This window comes from Acidithiobacillus ferridurans (assembly GCF_003966655.1).
Classification (GTDB): Bacteria; Pseudomonadota; Gammaproteobacteria; order Acidithiobacillales; family Acidithiobacillaceae; genus Acidithiobacillus; species Acidithiobacillus ferridurans.
Genome location: NZ_AP018795.1, coordinates 1,256,858 through 1,276,836, shown reverse-complemented (window position 1 = coordinate 1,276,836; position 19,979 = coordinate 1,256,858). Strand labels below are relative to the sequence as shown.

The window sequence follows — 19,979 nt, the reverse complement described above, 5'->3', positions numbered from 1 at the left end:
AGATGACGCTTCCTCGCAGCCATCATGTCACGATGTGCGATCTGCTACCAACCCGGAATGCTGTTCAATCCTCCGTAAACTCCCAACCCCCCCGCAAGAATCGTCACGAACAGCACCAGCCAGAGATAGGGGCCGCGCAAGCGGTGCTCGGCGGGCAGAGCCTTGACGGACAGGGCGACCAGAAAGCCCAGCACCAGGGGCAGGAGCAGCGCATTCATCACTTCGACACCGATGTCGAGGCTGACAAGATCGGGGATGGTGATCACTGCCGCAGCGCCAGCCACGATGATGGTGGTGTAGATCCCGTAAAACCAGGGCGCATCTTTGGGGTGATGCTCCAGCGAGTGGCGAAAGCCGGTGACTTCCCCCAACCCCAGGCCCCGGCGAGGGAGGCGACGATGGCCGCCACCATACCTGCCCCAAGGATGCCCAGGGAAAACACAATCCGTCCCCAGGTGTTGCCGAGATAGGGAATGATGGCCTCCGAGAGCTGATGCACCGTATCGAGGGGTGCGTTGGGGTTGAGGCGGCCAATGGTGGCGGCTGTGGCGATCAGCACCGCCGCCATGATCGCCTGGGTAATGATCGCGCCGAATGCGGTATCCCAACGGGCATGGCGGTAATGTTCGGGGTGCAGACCCTTATCAGCCACTGCCGACTGCTGGTAGAACACCATCCACGGCATGATGACGGCACCGATATTGGCGGCGACCAGCATCATGTAGTGGTCGTTGGTGATGGGGGCGTGCAGCAGGCCATCCAGGATTTCATGGATGCTGGGATGACTGGCCCAGGCGATACCAAAAAAAACCAGCTCAAAGAGGCCCATGATCAGGGCGATGCGTTCGACGCGTCGATACGAACCGGTCCAGACGATGGTCAGCAGGGTGGCTGCGGCCAGGGCAACCCCGACCCAGCGCGGCAAGCCATAGAGATGGCTGACGCCCGCGACTCCTGAAAATTCCGTCAGCAAGGCGCCGGTGGTGGCAACACTGAGACCGGCGACGGAGAGATAGGCCCAGCCTTTCCCGAAGGTTTCGCTAATCAGTTCGCCGTGGCCTTTACCCGTAAAAATGCCGAGACGGACTGTCAGCTCCTGCACAATGTAGAGAATAGGCATGAGGACGAATTGCAGGAGCAGCAGCTTGAAGCCCCATTGTGCGCCACTCTGGGCGGCGGTGATGATGCTGCCGACATCCGTATCGGCGAGCATGACCACCAGACCGGGGCCCAGTACCGCCAGGAAGATACCCCAGCGCGAGCGATGGGCCGGGGATTGGATATTGCGGGCAGCGGGCGCAGCAGACATGGAATGATCCGTATTTATGGTGGTAGACGAGAATGATTCCCGTTTATTGATGCCTTGTCAAGCATCGGGCCGTCCGAAAAATACCCCTAAAAGGAGGTTGTGGCCAGCCTCGGCGCGACCGTTCCATGGTCGGGAAATGCAAGCTTCGCGATGAGCCCGCCGGTTCGGGCGTTGGCGAAACGCAGCGTGCCGCCGTGCAGGGCCATGATACGTTGGCAGATGCGCAGGCCGATGCCGGAACCGTGCCCGGACTGACGGGGCAGCGTGCCGCTGTTCATCGCTTCTATATCCCGTTCAGGCACGCCGGGGCCGTGGTCGCGCAGACAGATTTCGGTGCTGTCGGGGTGGCGGATGATCTGGATGTCCAGACGCCCGCCACCATACCGTCTGGTGTTGTCGAACAGGATGCGGAACACTCTTTCCAGCGCCAAAGGACGGCAGCGCAGGGGCGGCAAGACGGCCGCCTCGACGGTATGTTCTACCTGTACCTCCAGGCCGTAGCGTTCGCGACCTGTTTCGGCCATTTCCATCACCCAGTCGGCCACCTCTACCTGGATGACTTTTTCCTCGTCTCCGCTGCGTACCAGGGTCAGAAACTTGTCGATGGTTTCGTCCATTTCACTGACGTCCACCAGCATGGCCGCTTTCCCGGCCAACAGCTCGGGGTCCTGAAGATGCAGGGTCAGCAACAGACGCGACAGGGGCGTCCGCAGTTCATGGGAAATGCCGGTGAGCAGCAGGGTGCGTTCTTCGTGCAGGCGGTGCAAATCCTTGGCCATGCTGGTGATGGCCTGTTCCAGGTGGCGTACTTCCAGGGGGCCTCCAATGGGTGTGAGAGACTCCGGCATGTCGCCTCGGCCGATGCGCGGCGCTTCCGCCGCCAGCCGGGCCAAGGGGCGATTGATCTGGCGAACGATGATCCAGGCGCCGAGCAGGGTGCAAAGGGCGATGATCCCGAGGCGTATGAACATGAAGCCCCGGCCGCCGAAATTCATGGGGGAAACGCGCAGACCCAGCCAGGGCTGGTGATAGTCCCCGCGAATCCACATCCAGGTGGTATGGGCATCGGCGGGGCCGACCCGGAGTGCCGCGCCGGGGGCAATCCGAGCCAGATAACGGGCGCTTTGGCGCAAAAAATAGTTGTTGGCGGGGGTGCCGGGCAAAACCTGAGGTGATCGCCACTGCAGGGTACCGATGGCGGTGTGATCGGCGCCGGCTGCAATCAGGGCGTGGTCAGTCTGCCAGAGAAATTCCGCAAAGCGTTCGGCTGCGGGATTCAGCACGTACTGATGAAACAGGACATAGACGGCGCCCTGGGTCCCCAGCAGTAAAACCGCGAGCAGGAGCAGCGTCCGACCCAGAGTGCTGCGCGGCCAGAAACTCCGCATGCTCAGGGTTCCGCGACGAACAGGTAACCATGACCCCAAACCGTGCGGATGTGCCGGGGTTGGCCGGGGCTGCCGTCGAGCAGGCGGCGCAGGCGGGAGATCTGCATATCGATGCTGCGGTCATCGTTTTCGAGCTGACGGCCACGGGTCAGCCACATGAGTTTTTCGCGGGTCAGGGGCTGGCCTTCGTGTTGAATGAGGGTTGCGAGGGTCTGGAACTCGGCACTGGTGAGGGACAGGGCTTTTCCGTCACGCAGAATCTCCTGCCGGCTCATATCCACGCTAAAAGGACCACACTGAAAGGGGGCGGTCGCCATGCCGGATGGTCGGTCGGCCCCGCGGACCCGGCGCAGAATCGCCTGGATGCGGGCCACCAGTTCGCGGGGATGAAAGGGCTTGGCGAGGTAGTCGTCGGCGCCCATCTCCAGTCCCAGAATACGGTCCACTTCATCACCCCGCGCGGTGAGCATGAGGATGGGGACATCATGGTGCTGGCGCAGGCGCCGGCAGATTTGCAGGCCGTCTTCATGGGGCAGGCCCAGATCGAGGACGATCAGGTCCACGGGCGCTTCGGCAAGCAGACTTTCGATCTGCCGACCATCGCTCATGCCTCGCACCCCAAAGCCAAAGCCCTGTAGGTGCGATTCCACCAGACCGCGCAGGCGCAGATCGTCGTCCACTACCAGAATCTGTTTCCGTGTATCCATGAGCACACTCTAACCTGTTGTTCCCGGACGGACCAACATGAATTGTAACAAGACCTTTCGGTGCGCCACAAAGTGACACTCTGTTACGTTTCAGTCCCTCTATGGCAGAGATTGTTACAGGCATCCCCGTTACCATTTGATCGGTTGCGATGACGGTATCGCCGTCTCTGTTTGCGCTTCTGGAGCGTATCCATCTTCCGGTTGATCGAGTGAACGAGGGTTTTGCATGAAAAACGCCAGGTATCCGCATGGCCACAGGCGGCAGAAGGCGGGGCGATCCGCCCCGGGCATGGCCCGGCTGGGCGTCTTGCTCGGGATGGTCGCTGCGGCCGGCTGCGCGGTGGGGCCGCAGCCGGGTGCGCCCAATGTGCCGGCGCCGGCGGCCTATAATGCGCATCCCCTGGACTTGCATGGCGGGCCGCAGCGGATTCGGTGGACGCAGCAGGAATCTCAGGCCTGGTGGTCGCTCTTTCATTCGTCCGCCCTGAACGGCTACATCCGGCAGGCCATGCAGGCCAACCCGGATCTGCGGGCGGCGCGAATGGCCCTGGCGCGCGAGCAATCCCTGATCGCCGTAGCGCAGGGCGGACTGCTGCCCAGTGTCGGTGCCGGTGCCGGAATCGGTCGTGGACGGGCACAGCGCACCGGCGCGAATGGCGGGGCGAGCTACCGCATTCCCGGTAACCTCTATAGTCTGCTGCTGGGCACCATAAACGTCAGCTACAACCCCGACGTGTTTGGTCGCCAGAAGGATCTGGTACATGCGGCCAGGGCGCGGGCGGCAGTCAGTCGCGCCAGTCTGCATCAAAGCGAAGTCTTTCTGGCGGCGGCGGTGAGCCGGGCGGTAATCAACGGTGCTGCGGCACAGGCCCAGCTCGATGCCGCCCGGCAGATCGCCACGGCCGATGACCGTCTGTTGCACCTGCTGCAGCAGGAATATCAGTTGGGTTATCAGAATCTGCAAAGCGTGGATCAACAGGAGGCCATCACCGCGGCGGCGCAGGCGCGCATTGCTCCCTTGCAGGCCGATGTGGCGGTGGCCCGCCATGGGCTGGCGGCTTTGCTGGGCCAGTCTCCCGATACGGATCTGCCCATGCCGACACTCGCCAGTCTGCAATTGCCGTCCAGCCTGCCCACCACCCTGCCTTCGGCTCTGGCCGCGCAGCGCCCGGATATCCAGGCCGCAGCGGCGGAGCTGAAAGTGGCGGCGGCACAGGCCGATGTGGCCACCGCTGATCTGTATCCCCAGTTCAATATCACCGCCGACATCGGTAAGGCGGCCATGACCGGGGGGATGTTCTTCAACCCGATTTCGACCCTCTGGTCCCTGGGGGCGGGGATCGCGGCACCGATTTATAATGGCGGCGCCCTCCATGCCCAACGTCGCGCGGCGCTCGACCAGTACAAAGCGGTCAGCGATCAGTATCGCGGCACCGTACTCAATGCCTTTCGTGAAGTGGCCGATGCCCTGCGGGCTTTGCAGGGCGCCGACACGTCTTATCAACATCGCCTGGCCGCACAGACTGCCGCCGGGGCCGCCCTGCGTCTGGCGGAGGCCCGCTACCGTGATGGCGCCACCGACTATGCTACGGTGCTCGATGCCGAAATCGCATATCAACAGGACACGGTCGCTGCCATCAGCGCCCGTAGTCAGCGTTATCTGGACAGCGTGGCGCTCTTTGTGGCGCTGGGCGACGGCTGGCAGCCCGAAGCCGGTGATGCCCGCCCGGCCAGCGACGCGCAACCCCATTCCGCCATTCACCAATCTCCGGGAGCCCCCGCATGAAGAAGGCCTTTTTCTTACTGGGTATCGTTGTCGTGCTGCTTTTTGGCGGCGTTTATGGCTGGTATCAATGGCGTCAGGGTCGGTTGCACACACGCTTGGCGGTGGCGGCCAATCCGGTGGTCACCGTTTCTGCCACGCGCGCGCAAAACGAGTCGATGGCGGGCGAGTTGACCGCCGTGGGCGAGATCGTGCCGCAACAGGGAGCGGTGCTCAGTCCCCAGACCGGGGGTGTGGTGCAGCATATCGGCTTTCACTCCGGTGCCACGGTGCAAAAGGGACAACTGCTCCTGTCTCTCGACCCCGGCGCTTTGCCCGGCCAGTTGCAGGCCGCCAAGGCCGAGGCCGCCCTTGCGCAGGTGGATTATCAGCGCGCCGAGAAGGTCTTTGCCATCCACGGCATCTCTACCGCTGCACTGGATAAGGCGCGTTATGGTGCCAGTGTGGCCCAGGCCCGGGTGACGGCCTTGCAGGAGTCTCTGGCGGATACGCAGATCCGTGCCCCATTCAGCGGGGTATTGGGCTTGCGTACCGTGAACCTGGGGGAATATGTCCATGCGGGTATGCCGGTGGTGCATATCGAAAACCTGCAGACGCTCTACGCCGATTTCACGGTACCCCAGCGTGACGTGCGGGCGGTGCAGGCGGGCGCACCCATACAACTGGACGTGCATGACGGGATTGTCCTGCGCCATTACCGTGCCAAAGTGCAGGCAGTTTCCAGTCACGTGGATGCGCAAAACCGGGCAGTCAGCGTCCGCGCCCTCGTCGATGCGCCACGGGGCTTGAAGCCGGGCATGTTCGTTCGCGTCGTCCTGCAAAAGGAGGCACCCACGGCACGCCTGATGATTCCTACGGTGGCGGTGAGCTTCAATACCTATGGGGACTTTGTCTATGTGCTGACCCCGGGACCGGATCATACCCTGATCGCCAAAGAGCAGCCGGTGACCACGGGCCTGCAGCGCGGCAACCAGGTGGTGGTCCGTTCCGGCCTCAAGGCGGGTGACCTGGTGGTCACCGCGGGGCAGGTCAAACTGCACAGCGGCGACCATGTGCGCATCAATAACGCCGTGCACCTCTGAGGATCCCCATGCATTTCACCGAACCCTTTATCCGCCGCCCCATCCTCGCCATCTCCCTGAGCCTGGTGCTGTTTTTCTTCGGATTGCGTTCCCTCGGCCTGATGCCCATCACCGAATATCCGCCGACCAACAGCTCCATGATCACGGTGACCACCCATTACTTCGGGGCCACCCCGAAAACCGTCAATGCCTTTATTACGGCGCCACTGGAAAAAGCCGTCGGGCAAGCCCCCGGCATCAACTATATGACGGCGGTGAGTGAGGACGGCATCTCCATTCTCACCCTCTATATGCGCATGGGCGAAGATCCCAACGCGGCCTTGTCCCAGGTGCAGAGCAAGGTCAATACGGTCCTCAATCAGCTCCCCAAGGGGGTGATGCAGCCGGTGGTGCAGGAAATGTCCGGCTCCGGCGCCTACCTGATGTTGTTGAGCTACCATGGTAAAGGCTTCAATCAGCAGCAGATCACCGACTATCTGACTCGGGTGGTGCAACCCGCCATCCAGTCCGTGCCGGGGGTGGGCCTGACTTCCATCCTGCCGCCGGGCACCGGACCCAACGGCAACACCTATGCCATGCGCGTCTGGCTCGACCCGCAGGAAATGTCCGTGCTCGGCATTACCCCGGAACAGATCAGTACTGCCCTGAAGCAGAACGACTTTGTCGCCGCGGTCGGGCGTCTGCGCGGTCAGTACACGGCGGTCTCCCTGAGTGCCAATACCGCCCTGCACAGCGCCGCGGAATTCCGCAATCTGGTGGTGGCGACAGTGCATGGGGTGCCGATTCGGCTGGGACAAGTGGCCAAAGTCTCCCTGGGCGCTCAGACTTATGACTCATCCGTCATGGTGGATGGCCAGCCGGCGGTCAATATCGGCATCCAGCAGGCCCCCGGCAGTAATGCCCTGAAGGTGTCCCAGGGTATTCAAAAGGTGATGGCCCAGTTGGACTCGACCATGCCGCCGGGCATGAAGGGTTACACCATTTACAATGGCGCGCAGTTCGTCAAAAGTTCTTTGCAGGAAGTGGAAGTCAATATCGCCCTCGCGCTGCTGGTGGTCATCCTGGTGATCTATTTCTTCATGGGCTCATGGCGGGCGCTGATCGTGCCGGTGCTCGCCATCCCGGTGGCAATGGTCGGCGCGGTCACCATCCTCCATGCCCTTGGTTACACGCTGAATTTGCTTACCTTGCTGGCCATGGTGCTGGCCATCGGGCTGGTGGTGGATGATGCCATCATCGTCGTCGAAAACGTCCACCGGCATATCGAAAATGGTGCCACGCCCCTGCACGCGGCGCTGCTCAGCGCCCGTGAACTGGCCAGCCCCATCCTGGTCATGGCGACGACGCTGGTGGCGGTTTTCGCCCCCATGGCCTTCATCGGCGGGTTGGTGGGGCATTTGTTCAGCGAATTCGCCTTTACCATTGTCGCCACGGTGCTGCTGTCCATGGTGGCCGCCCTGACCCTCGCCCCCATGCTCGCCTCGCGGGTCTTGAAGGCCGGGCACGAAGGGCGGATGGCGCATCTGGTGGATCAGGTTTTCGGACGGCTCAAGGCCTTCTATGGGCATGTCCTTCTTGCCAGTCTGCGGGTCTGGCCGGCCACCGTCACGCTGGCGCTGATTCTCACCGGGGGCATTTATTTTCTTTTCTCCATCAGCCAGAGTGAGCTGGCACCGCCCGCCAATCAGGGCATCGTCTATGTCAACGGCGTGGCCCAGCCGACGGCGACCCTGGAGTACATGAACGCCTATGACAGTTATCTGACCAAGACGGTTTTCAATAAAATCGACAGTCGCAGCCACAGTTTCGCGGTCAATGGGGTAGGTATCGGCGGCATGTTGCTGAACAACGAGGTGATGGCGGGTGTAGTGCTCAAACCCGAGCGCGGCGATGTCACCACTCAGCAGGTCAAAGAAAAAGTGCAGAAACTGGCCGAGCAGGTGCCGGGCATGAAACTCTCCGCCTTCGGCCTGCCGCCTTTGCCGGGAGCGGCGGTGGGGCTGCCGGTGCAGTTCGTGCTCACCAGTACCGGCGGCGGCTATCACCAATTGGATGCGGTCTCCGGCAAGCTGGTGCGGGAGGCCAGGGCCAGCGGCCTGTTCTCCTTCGTCTGCAAAAATCTGAAGTATAACAACCAGATCCAGGAACTTCATATCAATCGTCAGATGGCGGCCTCCTTCGGCCTGAGTATGGCGGATATCGGGCAGAATCTGGAAACCCTGCTGGGCGGCAACTATGTCAATTATTTCGACATGGGCGGCCTTAGCTACCGCGTCGTGCCCCAGGTGCCGCCCGCGTTGCGCGCCAATCCGGATTTCCTGAAGGCCTACACCATCAAGACGCCCTCCGGTGCGCAGGTGCCGCTGTCCACCTTCGTCTCCCTGCAGTCGCGACCGGCACCCACTTTCCTGCCGCAGTTCCAGCAGTTACCCGCGGTCTTCATTCAGGCTAATCCGGCACCCGGGGTGTCTTTGGGCCAGGCCCTGCAATTCCTGCGGAACCATGCCCAGAAAATTCTGCCCGCCGGGGATCAGATCCACTATGCCGGCGTGTCTCGTCAGTACATGCATCAGGGTAGTGCCCTGGTGGTCACCTTCGGTTTTGCGCTGATGATGGTCCTGCTGCTATTGGCGGCGCAGTTCAATAGCTTTCGCGACGCACTGGTGGTGCTCACCGCGGTGCCCGTCGCGCTCTTCGGCGCCCTGCTGCCCATTGCGCTGGGCGCCTCCAGCGTCAATATTTATTCCGAAGTGGGTATGGTCATGCTCATCGGGTTGATCGCCAAACAGGGCATTCTTATCGTGCAATTTGCCCGTGTCATGCAGGAGGAAAAGCATTTCGACCGGCGCCATGCGGTGGCGGAAGCGGCAATCCTGCGCCTACGCCCTATCCTCATGACGGTGGCGGCGATGATTGCCGGCGCCATACCCCTGCTCTTCGCCAGTGGCGGGAATGCCGATGCGCGGTTCTCCATGGGACTGGTCATTGTCAGCGGTCTGGGCTTCGGGTCGCTGGTTTCGCTCTTTGTGATTCCCGCGTTTTATGTGTGGTTCGGGCAGGTGGTACGGAAGCCGGAGAGCGATAAATATTGCATGAATCAACCCCTCGGCATCGAGGGGATGAAGGTGCAGAATAACAGGTCTGGAAAAGATGCATGAAGGACGAATCGCCATGTTTTCCGATGTCCTCGACTTCTGGTTTCACGAGATCGCACCGGCGCAGTGGTGGGCGGCCGATCCGGCGTTCGACGCGTTGATCCGCAGCCGCTTCGGCGCATTGCATGCGCAGGCGGTGCGCTGCGAGCTGTACGGCTGGCGCGACCGGCCCGAGGGTCGGCTGGCCGAAATCATCGTGCTCGACCAGTTCTCCCGGAACATGTTCCGCGGCGATCCGCGCGCCTTTGCCGCCGACACCCTGGCTCTCGCGCTGGCGCAGGAAGCGGTGGCCCGCGGTGCCGATCGGGCGCTGCCGGCCGACCAGCGCAAATTCGTCTATATGCCCTATATGCACAGCGAATCGCCGGCAATTCACGTCGTCGCCGAGCAACTGTTCAAGGCCAACGGCCTGGCGGACAACTACGACTACGAACTGCGGCACAAGGCCATCGTCGACCGCTTCGGGCGCTACCCGCATCGCAACGCCATTCTCGGCCGCGAATCGACCGACGAGGAACTTGCCTTTCTCGAACAGCCGGGGTCGAGTTTCTGAGCGCCCCAGGGCCTATGCCTTACTCCATTTCAGAGAGGCGACAACCCTGACACCGGGGGTACCGCAAGGCGGCTGCCCAAGGTGATGCAGGTGCGGAGAACAATCTGGGTGTGGCCTATAATTATGGTAATGGGGTAGACAAAAATTTTTCACGCGCTGTGTACTGGTATCGTAAAGCTGCTGATCAGGGGAATTCCAGTGCCCAAACGAATCTGGGCGTTGCCTATTACCAGGGCGACGGAGTGAAAACTAGCACCAAGGAGGCTCTATACTGGTGGACGAAGGCTGCCAAGCAGGGCGATGCGCGTGCACGTAGCTATTTGAATGTGGTAAAACTGACGTCACAGGGGGCTCAGTAACCTGAGCGGGAGTGTCAGAATTTCTGTGTGTGAGGCGGTTTGGGACGTTTCCGCATGGGGTTCGTCAAGATTCATTCGGTGACGGCGATCAGGATGTCGGCAACGCTGCGTGTCTTGGGGTCGTTGAAGACCTTCATCCAGAACTTCGCGCATGGAACATACGCACATGTATACGCACGATGCCCACCAGCATCTCTACAATTTCCCGGTAGTTTCGGGAATCCGCCACAGCCATCCGCATGTTCCAGGCCTGCATCAGTTGCATAAGCATCATGCATAACTGGTTTCAGAATTTCCCTCTCCTTGCAAGGCTCGATGACGGTCCGGAAAAAAATCTGCTGATCACTGCACAACCTATAACCTGGGGATCGGGAGAAATCGTATTTCATGCAGGCGCGCCCTGCCATCAGTATTTATTGGTGCTGGAGGGACAAATCCGAGTGCAGCAAACTTCTGCGACGGGACGAGAAATCGTATTGTACCGCATCGGACCCGGAGAATCCTGCATTCTGACGACGGCTTGCCTGTTCAGCCATCGTCCTTATCCGGCCATGGGCATCACCGAATCTGCGGTTAAAGCCGTCAGCCTTTCTCAATCTGTTTTTGAGCGTCTCGTCGCGCAATCTGGCATTTTTCGGGAGTTTGTTTTCAACGCCTACGGAAACCGTTTGACTGATTTGCTCGCACTGGTTGAAGACGTCGTTTTTACCCGTCTGGATGTGCGGCTGGCAAAAAAACTGTTGGAGTTGGGAGGCGCTACGCCGTGCATCCACATCACCCATCAGGCATTGGCCACAGAACTCGGATCAGCCCGGGAGGTAATCAGTCGTGCTCTGAAAGAGTTTGAAATACGTGGCTGGATCCAGCGTAGTTCAGGACAGATCCAGATCATTCATCCTCAAGCGCTCCGTCAATTGGCGCATTCCGAATGTTGATCCCTGATTCATTGGGTGAGTAAGTCACAGACAAGCTGCCATAAACAGCCTACGATACAGTTCGGATGAGCACACAAAAGGAGTCCAAAATGTCTGTATCTTCGCTGTTTAACGAAGGCATGCCCGACCGGTTGATACGGGTCATTGTCGGGATTGTTGTCATTGCACTGGTGTTTGTCGGACCCAAAACCCCTTGGGGTGGTTGGGGCTTGTTCCTTTAATCACCGGTCTGGTGGGTTGGTGCCCCGCATACACGCTCTTGGGTATCAGGACTTGTCCCTTGCGGAAATCATAACGTAGACAGTCCCGTTTCAGGAGGATGCCGGAAGCCCATATCGAGCGGTGTGTGCTATATTTTCATCCCTGCAAAAGGGCGGGAGCGGGTGTGATTGCGGCATGGATGAAATCAGCGGAAAGCATCAGGCAGGGTTTTGTGGCGGGGCAGGCGCGGCCTTTGATGCCATGGACCCTGACCAAAAAGTGGCTCTGGTGCGGGCTTTGCGCTGGCCGCTGTCGGCTTCAGCGGGCGCGCGGTCCTGTTCGACGACGCCGGGCCGTCCTGTCCGGCCACTGCTCGTGGACCCAAAAAATTTACCGCGGCGTCGCGCGCTGACCACTGCGACTGGTCGATTTGCCTTGCTCCATGCCCTCGCCCACATTGAATTCAATGCCATCAATCTGGCGCTGGACGCGATTTGTCGTTTCCCCGGTCTACCCGACGATTTCTATCGCGACTGGTTGCGGGTGGCGCAGGAAGAGGCGGAGCACTTTGTCCTGTTACGCGAGCAATTGCGACGCCTCGGTGGCGATTATGGCGATCTGCCCGCCCACGACGGTCTGTGGGAGATGGCCCTGGACACGGCGGCAGACCCACTGGTGCGCATGGCGCTGGTGCCGCGCGTCCTGGAAGCGCGGGGGCTGGATGTCACCCCGGCCATGCGCGAACGGTTGCTGGCCGCAGGGGATGCAGAAGCGGCCGCCGTGCTGGAGCGTATCGAACGCGATGAGCGCGGGCATGTGGCGGTGGGCAGCCGCTGGTTTCGCCATCTCTGTGCGCAACGCGGGCTGGAGCCGGACCGCACCTTCAAGACGCTTTTGCAGCAGCGTTACCGGGGACGGATTCAGGGGCCGCTGGCGCTGACGGCGCGGCGCGCGGCGGGCTTCTCGGAGCCGGAGCTGGACTGGTTGCAGAACCGCATCGGACAACCCGCCGCCGCGCGGCCGGAGCAGGCGTGCCATGATTGAGCGGATACTGGGCATCGAAAGCTCCTGCGATGAGACCGGGCTTGCCCTCTATGACCGCCAGCATGGCCTGCTCGGCGAAGTGCTGTTCAGCCAGATTGCTCTGCACGCGCCCTACGGCGGTGTCGTGCCGGAACTGGCATCGCGGGACCATGTGCGCCGCCTGCCCTTGCTGCTCGACGAGTTGCTGGCGCAAACCGGTGGGCGGCGTCCTGACGCCATCGCCGTCACCGCCGGGCCGGGACTCATCGGTGCCCTGCTGGTGGGGGTGAATTTCGCCCGCGGCCTCGCCATGGGCTGGGATATCCCGGTGATCCCCGTGCATCATCTGGAAGGTCACCTGCTGGCGCCGCTGCTCAATGGGGTGGACCCCTTCCCGGCGGTGGCCCTGCTGGTTTCCGGTGGGCATACGATGCTGGTGGAAGTCCGGGGCATCGGCGACTATATTTTATTAGGGGAGACGCTGGACGACGCCGCCGGTGAAGCCTTCGACAAGGCGGCGAAGATGATGGGTCTCGGCTATCCCGGCGGGCCAGCGCTGGCCGCCCTGGCGGAGGGGGGAAATGCCCAGGCTTTTCGCCTGCCGCGGCCACTGCTGGACCGACCGGGACTGGACTTCAGCTTCAGCGGTCTGAAAACGGCCTTCCGCTTGGCCTCCATGCCCATCGCGCCCGACGACGGGCAAAAGCGGGGCGATCTGGCCGCCAGTTTCCAGGCGGCGGTGGTGGAGACGCTGTTCACGAAGTGCCAGCGCGCCCTGCGGCAGACCGGGCGGAGGCGTCTGATCGTGGCCGGCGGGGTCGGTGCCAATAGGGCGCTGCGAGCGGCCCTGAACGGCTTGGTGTCTGAAGGTGTCGAAGTCTTTATCGCCGATCTCGCGCACTGTACGGACAACGCGGCGATGATCGCCCTCGCCGGCGCCCTGCACACGGAGCGGGCTCAGGCAGCCACGGCGGACTTCCCGGTGCGGGCGCGCTGGTCCCTGACGGAGGAGGAAGCGTGATGAACGAACCATTTTCTCTGGATATGATCGTCGACGAGCTGGCGGCACAGGATGTCGACTTTCAGGAGGGCCTGGACTGGCAGCAGACGGATCATCCGCAGGAAGCGGCCATCGCCTTCCGGCGCGCACTGGAACATGGCCCGAAGAGTGCGGTGATCTGGACCTTCTACGCTTGGGCACTGTCTGCTTCCGACGACCCACACGGGGCCATCGCCGCCTGCCGCCGCGCCATCGCCTGCGATGCGGAGTGGGGGCAGGCGTGGAATGATCTCGGTGAATATCTGATGGACGCTGGCCGTGAAGACGAGGCACTCTTCGTGATCCGCCGCGCCCTGAAGGCCAAACGCTTCGACAGCCCGCATCTGGCGCAGATGAATCTGGCCCGCTACTACCTGCATAAAGGCAGCATGCGCCGTGCCCTGGCCGCAGCGCAGGAGGCGCAGCGGCTGGTTCCCGGGTTTCGCCCGGCGGCGCGACTGGCGGACTGGATCAGCGACCGGATGCAGGAGTGGAACATCCGGGATTGACCGGTCTTAGCGTCTTTTGAAGGGACGTTCGCTGCCATCCAGCAAACGGCGGATATTGCCGCGGTGCCGCCAGAGGATCAGCAGCGCCAGCACCAGAACGAGTAGTCGCATGCTCGTGGCGGCAGAGACCGCAAAGACGATGGGCACCGCGCCGACCGCCGCCAGCAGCGCCGCCAGTGATGAAACCCGCGTTACGGCGAACACCAGTATCCATATACCCAATATCGACAGGCCCAGCACCGGCAGGAGCGGCAGCAGAATACCCAGCGCCGTGGCCACCCCCTTGCCGCCGCGAAAACCAAAAAACACCGGATAGAGATGGCCAAGAAAGGTGGCGAGGGCCACGGCGGCCAGCGCCCAGTCCTCCAGCCCGAGCAGGCGGGCGATGACGATGGGGATGACGCCCTTGGTCAGGTCGCCGAGCAAAGTCAGCAAGGCGGCCTTTTTGCCACCGATGCGCAGGATATTGGTGGCGCCGGGATTGCCCGATCCGGACTGGCGCGGGTCCCCCAGACCCAGGGCGCGCGCCACCAGAATGGCGGTGGCTATGGAACCGACGGCATATCCCCCGCCGATCAGGGCAACATCCAGAAGAAGTGACATGCAGTGCTTTGGCCGGAAAATTGGTTATTATAGGCCGAGCTGCGGCGGATTGCCGCTTTTTTTCGGGATAATCATGGATATTCTTTTTGTACGTGAACTGAAGGTGGACACCCGCATCGGCATCTACGACTGGGAACGTCAGGTCAAACAGACGGTGCTCATTGATCTGGATATTGCCGGGGATGCGGGGGCTGCGGCGCGGACCGACAAGGTGGAGAACACCATCAACTACCAGACCATCTGCCAGCGCCTGGTCGCCCATGTCGCCGCGTCAGAAGTGGAACTGGTGGAGACCCTGGCCGAGCAGATCGCGGACATCGTTCGCGGCGAGTTCGGCGCGGCCTGGGTGCAGGTGACGGTGCACAAACCCGCCGCCGTGCGCGGCACACGGGACGTGGGGGTGAGGATCGAACGGGGCAGTCGCCTGCCCTGAGCAACCAAAGGCCCTGGTCAGGCCGACACCACCATCCCGTACAAATCATGGGCATCCGCCCGGCTGATCTCCACCTCCACCCAGTCCCCGACCTTCAACCCCGCGGCTTTGCCCAGATGCACCACACCATCGATCTCCGGGGCATCGCTGGCGGAGCGGGCGGTGATTTTGCCGCTCCGGCCCACAGCGTCCACCAGCATGCGCTGACGCTGGCCTACCCGGCGTTGTAGCCGCTGGCGGCTGATGGCTTCCTGCACGGCCATGAATGCGGCGCGGCGTTCCTCTTTGACCGGCTCCGGCACCGCTCCGGCGATCGCGTTGGCGGGCGCACCTTCTACTGCGGAATAGGCGAAACAACCGACACGATCCAGCTCTGCCGCACGCAGAAAATCCAGTAATACCGCAAAGTCCGCATCGGTCTCGCCGGGGAAGCCGACGATGAAGGTGCTGCGGATGGTCAGGTCCGGCACCGCCTGGCGCCAGCCGAGAATCCGGTCGAGGGTCTTTTCGGCGGCGGCGGGGCGGCGCATGGCCTTGAGGATGCGCGGGCTGCCGTGCTGCAGGGGCACATCCAGATAGGGCAGAATTTTGCCAGCCGCCATCAGGGGCAGGAGTTCGTCAATATGCGGGTAGGGGTAGACGTAGTGCAGACGCACCCAGACGCCGAGTTCCCCCAGGGCCGCGCAGAGATCGGTGATGCGGGCCTTGAGCGGGCGGCCGTTGTGAAAGGCGGTGCGGTATTTGCGGTCCACCCCGTAAGCCCCGGTATCCTGGGAGATCACCAGCAGTTCTTTGGCGCCACCGGCCACCAGCGCTTCGGCCTCGCGCAGAATATCGTCCGGCGCGCGGCTGACCAGTTTGCCGCGCATGCTGGGAATGATGCAGAAACTACAGGACTGATTGCAGCCCTCGGAGATTTTGAGGTAGGCATAGTGGGGCGGCGTCAGGCGTAGGCCCTGGGGCGGCACCAGATCGGTGTAGGGATCGTGGGCCGCAGGGAGCGCCTCGTGAATCGCGTCGAGCACGGCATCGGCCTGGTTGGGGCCGGTGACGGCAAGCACCTTGGGATGGGCGCCGCGCACAAAGTCGCCGCCCTCGCGGGCACCCAGGCAACCGGTGACCACCACCTTGCCGTTCTCATCCAGCGCCTCGCCGATGGCCTCCAGGGATTCCTCCACCGCCGCGTCGATAAAGCCGCAGGTATTGACGACGACCACATCGGCGCTGGCGTAATCCCCCACCAGCAGATAGCCCTCGGCGCGCAACCGAGTAAGGATGCGCTCGCTGTCTACCGTGGCCTTCGGGCACCCGAGAGATACTACACCTATACTAGGAATTTTTTTCATGGCTGTATGCTCGCCGTATGGATAGAACGCGGCGAGTATACAGCTATTTGCGCTTTTCGGATCCTAAGCAGTCCGAGGGGCGCGTGCCGCCAGGGTCTGTCAACGCATCCCATCTGTACAAGATGATTCGCAACCGCGCCCTGGTTGGCGATCGCGTGCTTAGCATGGATACCTCATGAGTAACGCCAGGACAACACCCGCCCTCGCCACCACTCGCGTGGACTATGAGAGGGTTACCGGCCAGAATGAGGCGTATTGGATTGTGGTGGATCGGCCGCAAATGAATTATATTTAGTCTGGAAATGTAATTCAGGAGAGGGGCATGCGAAGCACGATCACAACACGCGGGCAAACGGTGATTCCTATTGAAATCCGCAAGCGTTTTGCGCTGGGGCCAGCGGATGGTTTGGAATGGATCGTGGAAGGAAAAGAAATTCGCGTGGTGCCATTGCCGCGCGACCCGGTTGTGGCATTCCGTGGGCAGGGCAAGGGGCAATCCACCGAGCGGTTGCTGGATGATCGGGATTGGGATCGACGGCGGGAATGAGCGCGTCGGTCTGGATACTGGATACGTCTGCGCTGTTGACCTTGCGTGACGACGAGCCCGGCGCGGATCGGGTAGCTGAACTATTGGAGCAGGCATGGCGTAGAGAAGTGGCATGTTGTGCGTGCTTTATAACCGCAATGGAATTGCTCTACCGCGTCTGGAAGGATGAAGGAGAATCTGCGGCACGACTGGCCTACGAACAGGCGCAATCGTTGCCCATTGTCTGGATACACGAGAGCCCGGAATTACTGGTGGCTGCCGCCGAAATCAAGGCAAAGCATCGCTTATCGTTAGCAGACGCATGGATTGCGGCAACCGCCCGTCTGCGTAACGGGACTTTAGTCCATAAAGACCCGGAGTTCAGCAGCCTCCATATCCAGCAGGAAGCCCTGCCCTTCAAGTAGGAGACCCATGTCACAAAGCAGTGGATTACTGGTCATTGCCCTGCAATAGGGATTTCTGCCCAAGCCGGATCTGGTGGAACGCATCCGGGATGCCGCCCAAGAGTATTTCGTCGTCGTAGCCACTCGATTCATCAACCCGCTCGGCGGTGATTGACGTGTGAGTCACCATTCAATTGAAGGACTCCAGGAAGAAGGTCTCATCGGCTTCCACGATCCCTTCCAGTTGGGTGGGCTGCTGTCCTTTGGGCGGCGTATTTGTGCCCGCCTTCAAAAGGTATTGCTCACGCTGACCACTCCCGGCACCGCGCCGACGATACGCTCGACCACCTGTTTGAGATCGATGACGGCATTGGGGCAGCCCGCGCAGGCGCCCTTCATGCGGACGCGCACGTCGCGTTCGATGATTTCCACCAGTTCGATATCGCCGCCATCGCGGTGGAGGATGTGGTGTACCGTTTGCACTGCCTCTGCCACGGCCGCAGGGTCGGGCAGCGGGTCGTCGGGACCGTAGCGTTTCTGGCGGTCAAGTCCGCGTTCGGCCATGGCCTGGGCGTGGGCGATTTTGGCCGCGGCGAGGGGGTCTTCCGCCTCCAGGGCGTCCAGTTCTTCTTCGCTGTAAAAGCGGATGGGGGATTTTACGGTGGTGTGCATGGCCGTCAATATAACATGCGGCCGCCGTCGACGACGAGGTTGTGGCCGGTGACGTAAGGTGCATCGAAGAGCAGATAGGCGATGGCGCCGGCAATATCCTCCGGGCTGCCGACGCGCTTGAGCGCGTTGCGTTCGATGAGCCCTTGCTGGTCGCCGTCCGGTGGATCTTTGTCCTCGGCCCAGAGCACCACGCCCGGCGAAACGCTGTTGACGCGGATCTCCGGCCCCAGTTCCTTGGCAAGGGCGCGGGTCAGGGCCAGCAGGCCCGCCTTCGTCACACTGTAGGGGAGATAACCGCGCAAAGGGATTTCGGCGTGGATGTCGCCAATGTTGACGACGGCGCCGCTGGTTTTTCGCAAATACGGTGCGGCAACCTGGGTCAGGAAGAGGGGCGCGCGCAGATGCACGGCCTCCATCGCCGCCCAGTCTCCCGGCGTGATTGCGCCGAAAGGAGCAGGGGAGTACAGCGAAGCGTTATTGACGAGGCCATGCAGGCAACCAAAATGCTCGATGGCGGCATCCATCAGGCGGGCGGGCGTTTCTGGGTCAGCCAGATCGCCCGCGATCAACAAGGGTTCGGTTCCATGCCGTGCGCGCAGCTCCTGCGCCAGGGCTTCGGCGTCTGCGGCGGATCGCTTATAATGCAGGGCGAGCTGGCAGCCTTCCGCGGCGAGCTGGCGGGCAATGGCGGCGCCTACCCTGCGGGCGGCGCCAGTGATGAGAACAACTTTTCCGGTAGCTTTCAAGAGGTGTCCATGCGCGTAGAGCGTCCCGATTTTTTAACCCATTCTCACGGGGCGCGCAAGACAAGTCTGCCCGCCCCGGACGCCGATGCGCTGGCCCACTCGTCCGCACTGCTGACCCATATCCGGCGGGAAATCGATGCCGCAGGTGGGGTGATCCCCTTTCGTCGTTATATGGAGCTCGCCCTCTACGCGCCGGGGCTGGGCTATTACATGGCGGGGCAGACCCGTTTCGGCGCGGCGGGCGACTTCGTCACGGCACCGGAAATGGGGCGGGTGCTGGCCGCCGTGCTGGCGCGGACCTTGCAACCCGATCTGGGGCTGGATGGCATTCTGGAATTTGGCGGTGGGAGCGGCGCACTGGCCGGCCAGATCCGGGATATTTTGCCGGACACACCCTACACCTTGCTCGAACCCAGCCCCGATTTGCAGGTGCGGCAACGGTCAGCCGTGACTGGTATTCAGCATCTGCAAACTCTGCCGGAGCACTGGCGTGGCGTGATGCTCGCCCACGAAGTGCTGGACGCCATGCCGGTGCAGGTGCTGGAGCTGGACGCCTCCGGGCAGTTGCACGAATGCGGTGTGCGCTGGAATGGCGAGGCACTGGATTGGGTGATGCTGCCTCCACCGGTCGCTGTGCCTCTGGCGGCGCGGCTGGCGCCCTATGTAACGCATTGGCTCCGGCCCTATCGGACGGAAATCAACCTCACTGCCGAATCCTGGCTGCACGAGGTCGCCGCCCGCCTGGACTCCGGCGCCATCCTTCTGATCGATTACGGGCACGAGGCGGCGGAGTTTTATCATCCGCAGCGGCAGACGGGCAGCCTGCGCGCCTATTATCGCCACCACTGGCTGGATGATCCCTTTTATCTGCCAGGCCTCTGCGACCTCACCGCCCATGTGGATTATACCGCGCTGATGACTGCTGCGGTGGAGGCCGGGCTGGAGGTGACCTTTTATGGCCATCTCGCCCGCTTTCTGGTGGAATACGGGCTGGCCGAGGTGTATGGCAGCCTTTGTGCGCAGGTGGGTGAGGACGGCCGCTTCGCCCTGAATAATGAGATCAAACGGCTCACCCTGCCGCAGGAAATGGGCGAGAGCTTCAAGGTGTTGATGCTGAGAAAGCGAGAGAACACTTGACCAGCGAGACCATGCAATTCAGGGTCAGGGACCGTCAGTCCGCACGGAAGCGGCGCGCCTGGAGCCATT

22 protein-coding genes and 1 pseudogene are annotated in these 19,979 nt (G+C 62.0%); 14 read left to right on the top strand and 9 right to left on the bottom strand.

Features of this window, described 5'->3' with window-relative positions:
• Positions 1–44 precede the first annotated feature (44 nt).
• From AFERRID_RS15550 to AFERRID_RS06560, 4 genes are all read right to left on the bottom strand, one after another.
• Positions 45–266: a hypothetical protein gene (locus tag AFERRID_RS15550; RefSeq protein ID WP_232027869.1), complete on the bottom strand. Its 222-nt coding sequence runs from the start codon at positions 264–266 to the stop codon at positions 45–47.
• Positions 263–1,309 carry an NRAMP family divalent metal transporter gene (locus AFERRID_RS06570; protein WP_232027867.1) on the bottom strand — a complete coding sequence of 349 codons (1,047 nt, stop codon included), beginning with the start codon at positions 1,307–1,309 and terminating at the stop codon, positions 263–265. Before AFERRID_RS06570 ends, AFERRID_RS15550 begins: the two co-directional genes overlap by 4 nt.
• Before the next feature lie 86 nt (positions 1,310–1,395).
• Positions 1,396–2,697: an ATP-binding protein gene (locus tag AFERRID_RS06565; protein ID WP_126604629.1), complete on the bottom strand. Its 1,302-nt coding sequence runs from the start codon at positions 2,695–2,697 to the stop codon at positions 1,396–1,398.
• 2 nt (positions 2,698–2,699) lie between these two features.
• On the bottom strand, positions 2,700–3,404 hold the full coding sequence (locus AFERRID_RS06560; RefSeq protein WP_126604628.1) for a response regulator: 705 nt from the start codon (positions 3,402–3,404) through the stop codon (positions 2,700–2,702).
• Between the two features lie 226 nt (positions 3,405–3,630).
• On the opposite strand from AFERRID_RS06560, the gene AFERRID_RS06555 reads away from it, so the two are divergent.
• The 10 genes and pseudogenes from AFERRID_RS06555 (at position 3,631) to AFERRID_RS06505 (ending at position 14,043) form a co-directional block, all read left to right on the top strand.
• Positions 3,631–5,190, top strand: coding sequence for an efflux transporter outer membrane subunit (locus AFERRID_RS06555; RefSeq protein WP_126604627.1), 1,560 nt, complete (start codon positions 3,631–3,633; stop codon positions 5,188–5,190).
• On the top strand, positions 5,187–6,269 hold the full coding sequence (locus tag AFERRID_RS06550) for an efflux RND transporter periplasmic adaptor subunit (RefSeq protein WP_126604626.1): 1,083 nt from the start codon (positions 5,187–5,189) through the stop codon (positions 6,267–6,269). The genes AFERRID_RS06555 and AFERRID_RS06550 overlap by 4 nt, the downstream gene beginning before the upstream one ends.
• A gap of 8 nt (positions 6,270–6,277) precedes the next feature.
• Entirely contained in the window at positions 6,278–9,427 is a 3,150-nt protein-coding gene (locus AFERRID_RS06545) for an efflux RND transporter permease subunit (protein ID WP_226832912.1), read from the top strand.
• Positions 9,428–9,440: 13 nt separating this feature from the next.
• Positions 9,441–9,977: a DUF924 family protein gene (locus tag AFERRID_RS06540; protein WP_126604625.1), complete on the top strand. Its 537-nt coding sequence runs from the start codon at positions 9,441–9,443 to the stop codon at positions 9,975–9,977.
• Positions 9,978–10,081: 104 nt separating this feature from the next.
• Positions 10,082–10,336 carry a tetratricopeptide repeat protein gene (locus tag AFERRID_RS06535; protein WP_226832913.1) on the top strand — a complete coding sequence of 85 codons (255 nt, stop codon included), beginning with the start codon at positions 10,082–10,084 and terminating at the stop codon, positions 10,334–10,336.
• A gap of 239 nt (positions 10,337–10,575) precedes the next feature.
• Complete coding sequence (locus AFERRID_RS06525) at positions 10,576–11,271, top strand: Crp/Fnr family transcriptional regulator (RefSeq protein WP_126604623.1); 696 nt, start codon at positions 10,576–10,578, stop codon at positions 11,269–11,271.
• Between the two features lie 65 nt (positions 11,272–11,336).
• A pseudogene (locus AFERRID_RS06520) lies at positions 11,337–11,566 on the top strand (YgaP family membrane protein).
• A 101-nt stretch (positions 11,567–11,667) separates the two neighbouring features.
• Positions 11,668–12,516: a ferritin-like domain-containing protein gene (locus AFERRID_RS06515; protein WP_197722484.1), complete on the top strand. Its 849-nt coding sequence runs from the start codon at positions 11,668–11,670 to the stop codon at positions 12,514–12,516.
• The gene (gene tsaD / locus AFERRID_RS06510) at positions 12,509–13,516 is read left to right on the top strand and encodes a tRNA (adenosine(37)-N6)-threonylcarbamoyltransferase complex transferase subunit TsaD (RefSeq protein WP_113526186.1); all 1,008 of its coding nucleotides are present in this window, start codon (positions 12,509–12,511) and stop codon (positions 13,514–13,516) included. Before AFERRID_RS06515 ends, tsaD begins: the two co-directional genes overlap by 8 nt.
• Entirely contained in the window at positions 13,516–14,043 is a 528-nt protein-coding gene (locus tag AFERRID_RS06505; protein WP_113526187.1) for a tetratricopeptide repeat protein, read from the top strand. Before tsaD ends, AFERRID_RS06505 begins: the two co-directional genes overlap by 1 nt.
• A gap of 6 nt (positions 14,044–14,049) precedes the next feature.
• Here the strand turns inward: AFERRID_RS06505 and plsY are convergent, their stop codons facing one another.
• Positions 14,050–14,646: a glycerol-3-phosphate 1-O-acyltransferase PlsY gene (gene plsY, locus AFERRID_RS06500; protein ID WP_126604622.1), complete on the bottom strand. Its 597-nt coding sequence runs from the start codon at positions 14,644–14,646 to the stop codon at positions 14,050–14,052.
• Between the two features lie 73 nt (positions 14,647–14,719).
• Between plsY and folB the strand changes: the two genes are divergently transcribed.
• On the top strand, positions 14,720–15,079 hold the full coding sequence (gene folB, locus AFERRID_RS06495) for a dihydroneopterin aldolase (protein ID WP_113526378.1): 360 nt from the start codon (positions 14,720–14,722) through the stop codon (positions 15,077–15,079).
• A gap of 17 nt (positions 15,080–15,096) precedes the next feature.
• Here the strand turns inward: folB and rimO are convergent, their stop codons facing one another.
• The gene (gene rimO, locus AFERRID_RS06490; RefSeq protein WP_126604621.1) at positions 15,097–16,425 is read right to left on the bottom strand and encodes a 30S ribosomal protein S12 methylthiotransferase RimO; all 1,329 of its coding nucleotides are present in this window, start codon (positions 16,423–16,425) and stop codon (positions 15,097–15,099) included.
• 322 nt (positions 16,426–16,747) lie between these two features.
• Between rimO and AFERRID_RS06485 the strand changes: the two genes are divergently transcribed.
• Together AFERRID_RS06485 and AFERRID_RS06480 are read left to right on the top strand one after the other, a co-directional pair.
• On the top strand, positions 16,748–16,972 hold the full coding sequence (locus AFERRID_RS06485; RefSeq protein WP_126604620.1) for an AbrB/MazE/SpoVT family DNA-binding domain-containing protein: 225 nt from the start codon (positions 16,748–16,750) through the stop codon (positions 16,970–16,972).
• Positions 16,969–17,376 (top strand): PIN domain-containing protein, encoded by a 408-nt coding sequence (locus tag AFERRID_RS06480; RefSeq protein WP_126604619.1) that lies wholly within the window; start codon positions 16,969–16,971, stop codon positions 17,374–17,376. The genes AFERRID_RS06485 and AFERRID_RS06480 overlap by 4 nt, the downstream gene beginning before the upstream one ends.
• 25 nt (positions 17,377–17,401) lie before the next feature.
• Here AFERRID_RS06480 and AFERRID_RS15155 read toward each other — a convergent pair whose 3' ends face one another.
• From AFERRID_RS15155 to AFERRID_RS06470, 3 genes are all read right to left on the bottom strand, one after another.
• Positions 17,402–17,545: a hypothetical protein gene (locus AFERRID_RS15155; RefSeq protein WP_172959345.1), complete on the bottom strand. Its 144-nt coding sequence runs from the start codon at positions 17,543–17,545 to the stop codon at positions 17,402–17,404.
• Positions 17,546–17,643: 98 nt separating this feature from the next.
• The gene (locus AFERRID_RS06475; RefSeq protein WP_126604618.1) at positions 17,644–18,027 is read right to left on the bottom strand and encodes a NifU family protein; all 384 of its coding nucleotides are present in this window, start codon (positions 18,025–18,027) and stop codon (positions 17,644–17,646) included.
• A gap of 5 nt (positions 18,028–18,032) precedes the next feature.
• Positions 18,033–18,773, bottom strand: a complete 741-nt coding sequence (locus tag AFERRID_RS06470) for an SDR family oxidoreductase (protein ID WP_126604617.1) — start codon at positions 18,771–18,773, stop codon at positions 18,033–18,035.
• Between AFERRID_RS06470 and AFERRID_RS06465 the strand changes: the two genes are divergently transcribed.
• Positions 18,669–19,910: a class I SAM-dependent methyltransferase gene (locus AFERRID_RS06465; protein ID WP_126604616.1), complete on the top strand. Its 1,242-nt coding sequence runs from the start codon at positions 18,669–18,671 to the stop codon at positions 19,908–19,910. The two genes, AFERRID_RS06470 and AFERRID_RS06465, sit on opposite strands and share 105 nt — an antisense overlap.
• Positions 19,911–19,979 lie beyond the last annotated feature (69 nt).

What these genes read in the sequence shown, in the direction of transcription:
- AFERRID_RS06570 (WP_232027867.1), bottom strand. Translation starts at nt 1,309, where the DNA reads ATGTCTGCTGCGCCCGCTGCCCGCAATATCCAATCCCCGGCCCATCGC.
- AFERRID_RS06565 (WP_126604629.1), bottom strand. Translation starts at nt 2,697, where the DNA reads ATGCGGAGTTTCTGGCCGCGCAGCACTCTGGGTCGGACGCTGCTCCTG.
- AFERRID_RS06560 (WP_126604628.1), bottom strand. Translation starts at nt 3,404, where the DNA reads ATGGATACACGGAAACAGATTCTGGTAGTGGACGACGATCTGCGCCTG.
- AFERRID_RS06555 (WP_126604627.1), top strand. Translation starts at nt 3,631, where the DNA reads ATGAAAAACGCCAGGTATCCGCATGGCCACAGGCGGCAGAAGGCGGGG.
- AFERRID_RS06550 (WP_126604626.1), top strand. Translation starts at nt 5,187, where the DNA reads ATGAAGAAGGCCTTTTTCTTACTGGGTATCGTTGTCGTGCTGCTTTTT.
- AFERRID_RS06545 (WP_226832912.1), top strand. Translation starts at nt 6,278, where the DNA reads ATGCATTTCACCGAACCCTTTATCCGCCGCCCCATCCTCGCCATCTCC.
- AFERRID_RS06540 (WP_126604625.1), top strand. Translation starts at nt 9,441, where the DNA reads ATGTTTTCCGATGTCCTCGACTTCTGGTTTCACGAGATCGCACCGGCG.
- AFERRID_RS06525 (WP_126604623.1), top strand. Translation starts at nt 10,576, where the DNA reads ATGTTCCAGGCCTGCATCAGTTGCATAAGCATCATGCATAACTGGTTT.
- AFERRID_RS06515 (WP_197722484.1), top strand. Translation starts at nt 11,668, where the DNA reads ATGGATGAAATCAGCGGAAAGCATCAGGCAGGGTTTTGTGGCGGGGCA.
- tsaD (WP_113526186.1), top strand. Translation starts at nt 12,509, where the DNA reads ATGATTGAGCGGATACTGGGCATCGAAAGCTCCTGCGATGAGACCGGG.
- AFERRID_RS06505 (WP_113526187.1), top strand. Translation starts at nt 13,516, where the DNA reads ATGAACGAACCATTTTCTCTGGATATGATCGTCGACGAGCTGGCGGCA.
- plsY (WP_126604622.1), bottom strand. Translation starts at nt 14,646, where the DNA reads ATGTCACTTCTTCTGGATGTTGCCCTGATCGGCGGGGGATATGCCGTC.
- folB (WP_113526378.1), top strand. Translation starts at nt 14,720, where the DNA reads ATGGATATTCTTTTTGTACGTGAACTGAAGGTGGACACCCGCATCGGC.
- rimO (WP_126604621.1), bottom strand. Translation starts at nt 16,425, where the DNA reads ATGAAAAAAATTCCTAGTATAGGTGTAGTATCTCTCGGGTGCCCGAAG.
- AFERRID_RS06485 (WP_126604620.1), top strand. Translation starts at nt 16,748, where the DNA reads ATGCGAAGCACGATCACAACACGCGGGCAAACGGTGATTCCTATTGAA.
- AFERRID_RS06480 (WP_126604619.1), top strand. Translation starts at nt 16,969, where the DNA reads ATGAGCGCGTCGGTCTGGATACTGGATACGTCTGCGCTGTTGACCTTG.
- AFERRID_RS15155 (WP_172959345.1), bottom strand. Translation starts at nt 17,545, where the DNA reads ATGGTGACTCACACGTCAATCACCGCCGAGCGGGTTGATGAATCGAGT.
- AFERRID_RS06475 (WP_126604618.1), bottom strand. Translation starts at nt 18,027, where the DNA reads ATGCACACCACCGTAAAATCCCCCATCCGCTTTTACAGCGAAGAAGAA.
- AFERRID_RS06465 (WP_126604616.1), top strand. Translation starts at nt 18,669, where the DNA reads ATGCAGGGCGAGCTGGCAGCCTTCCGCGGCGAGCTGGCGGGCAATGGC.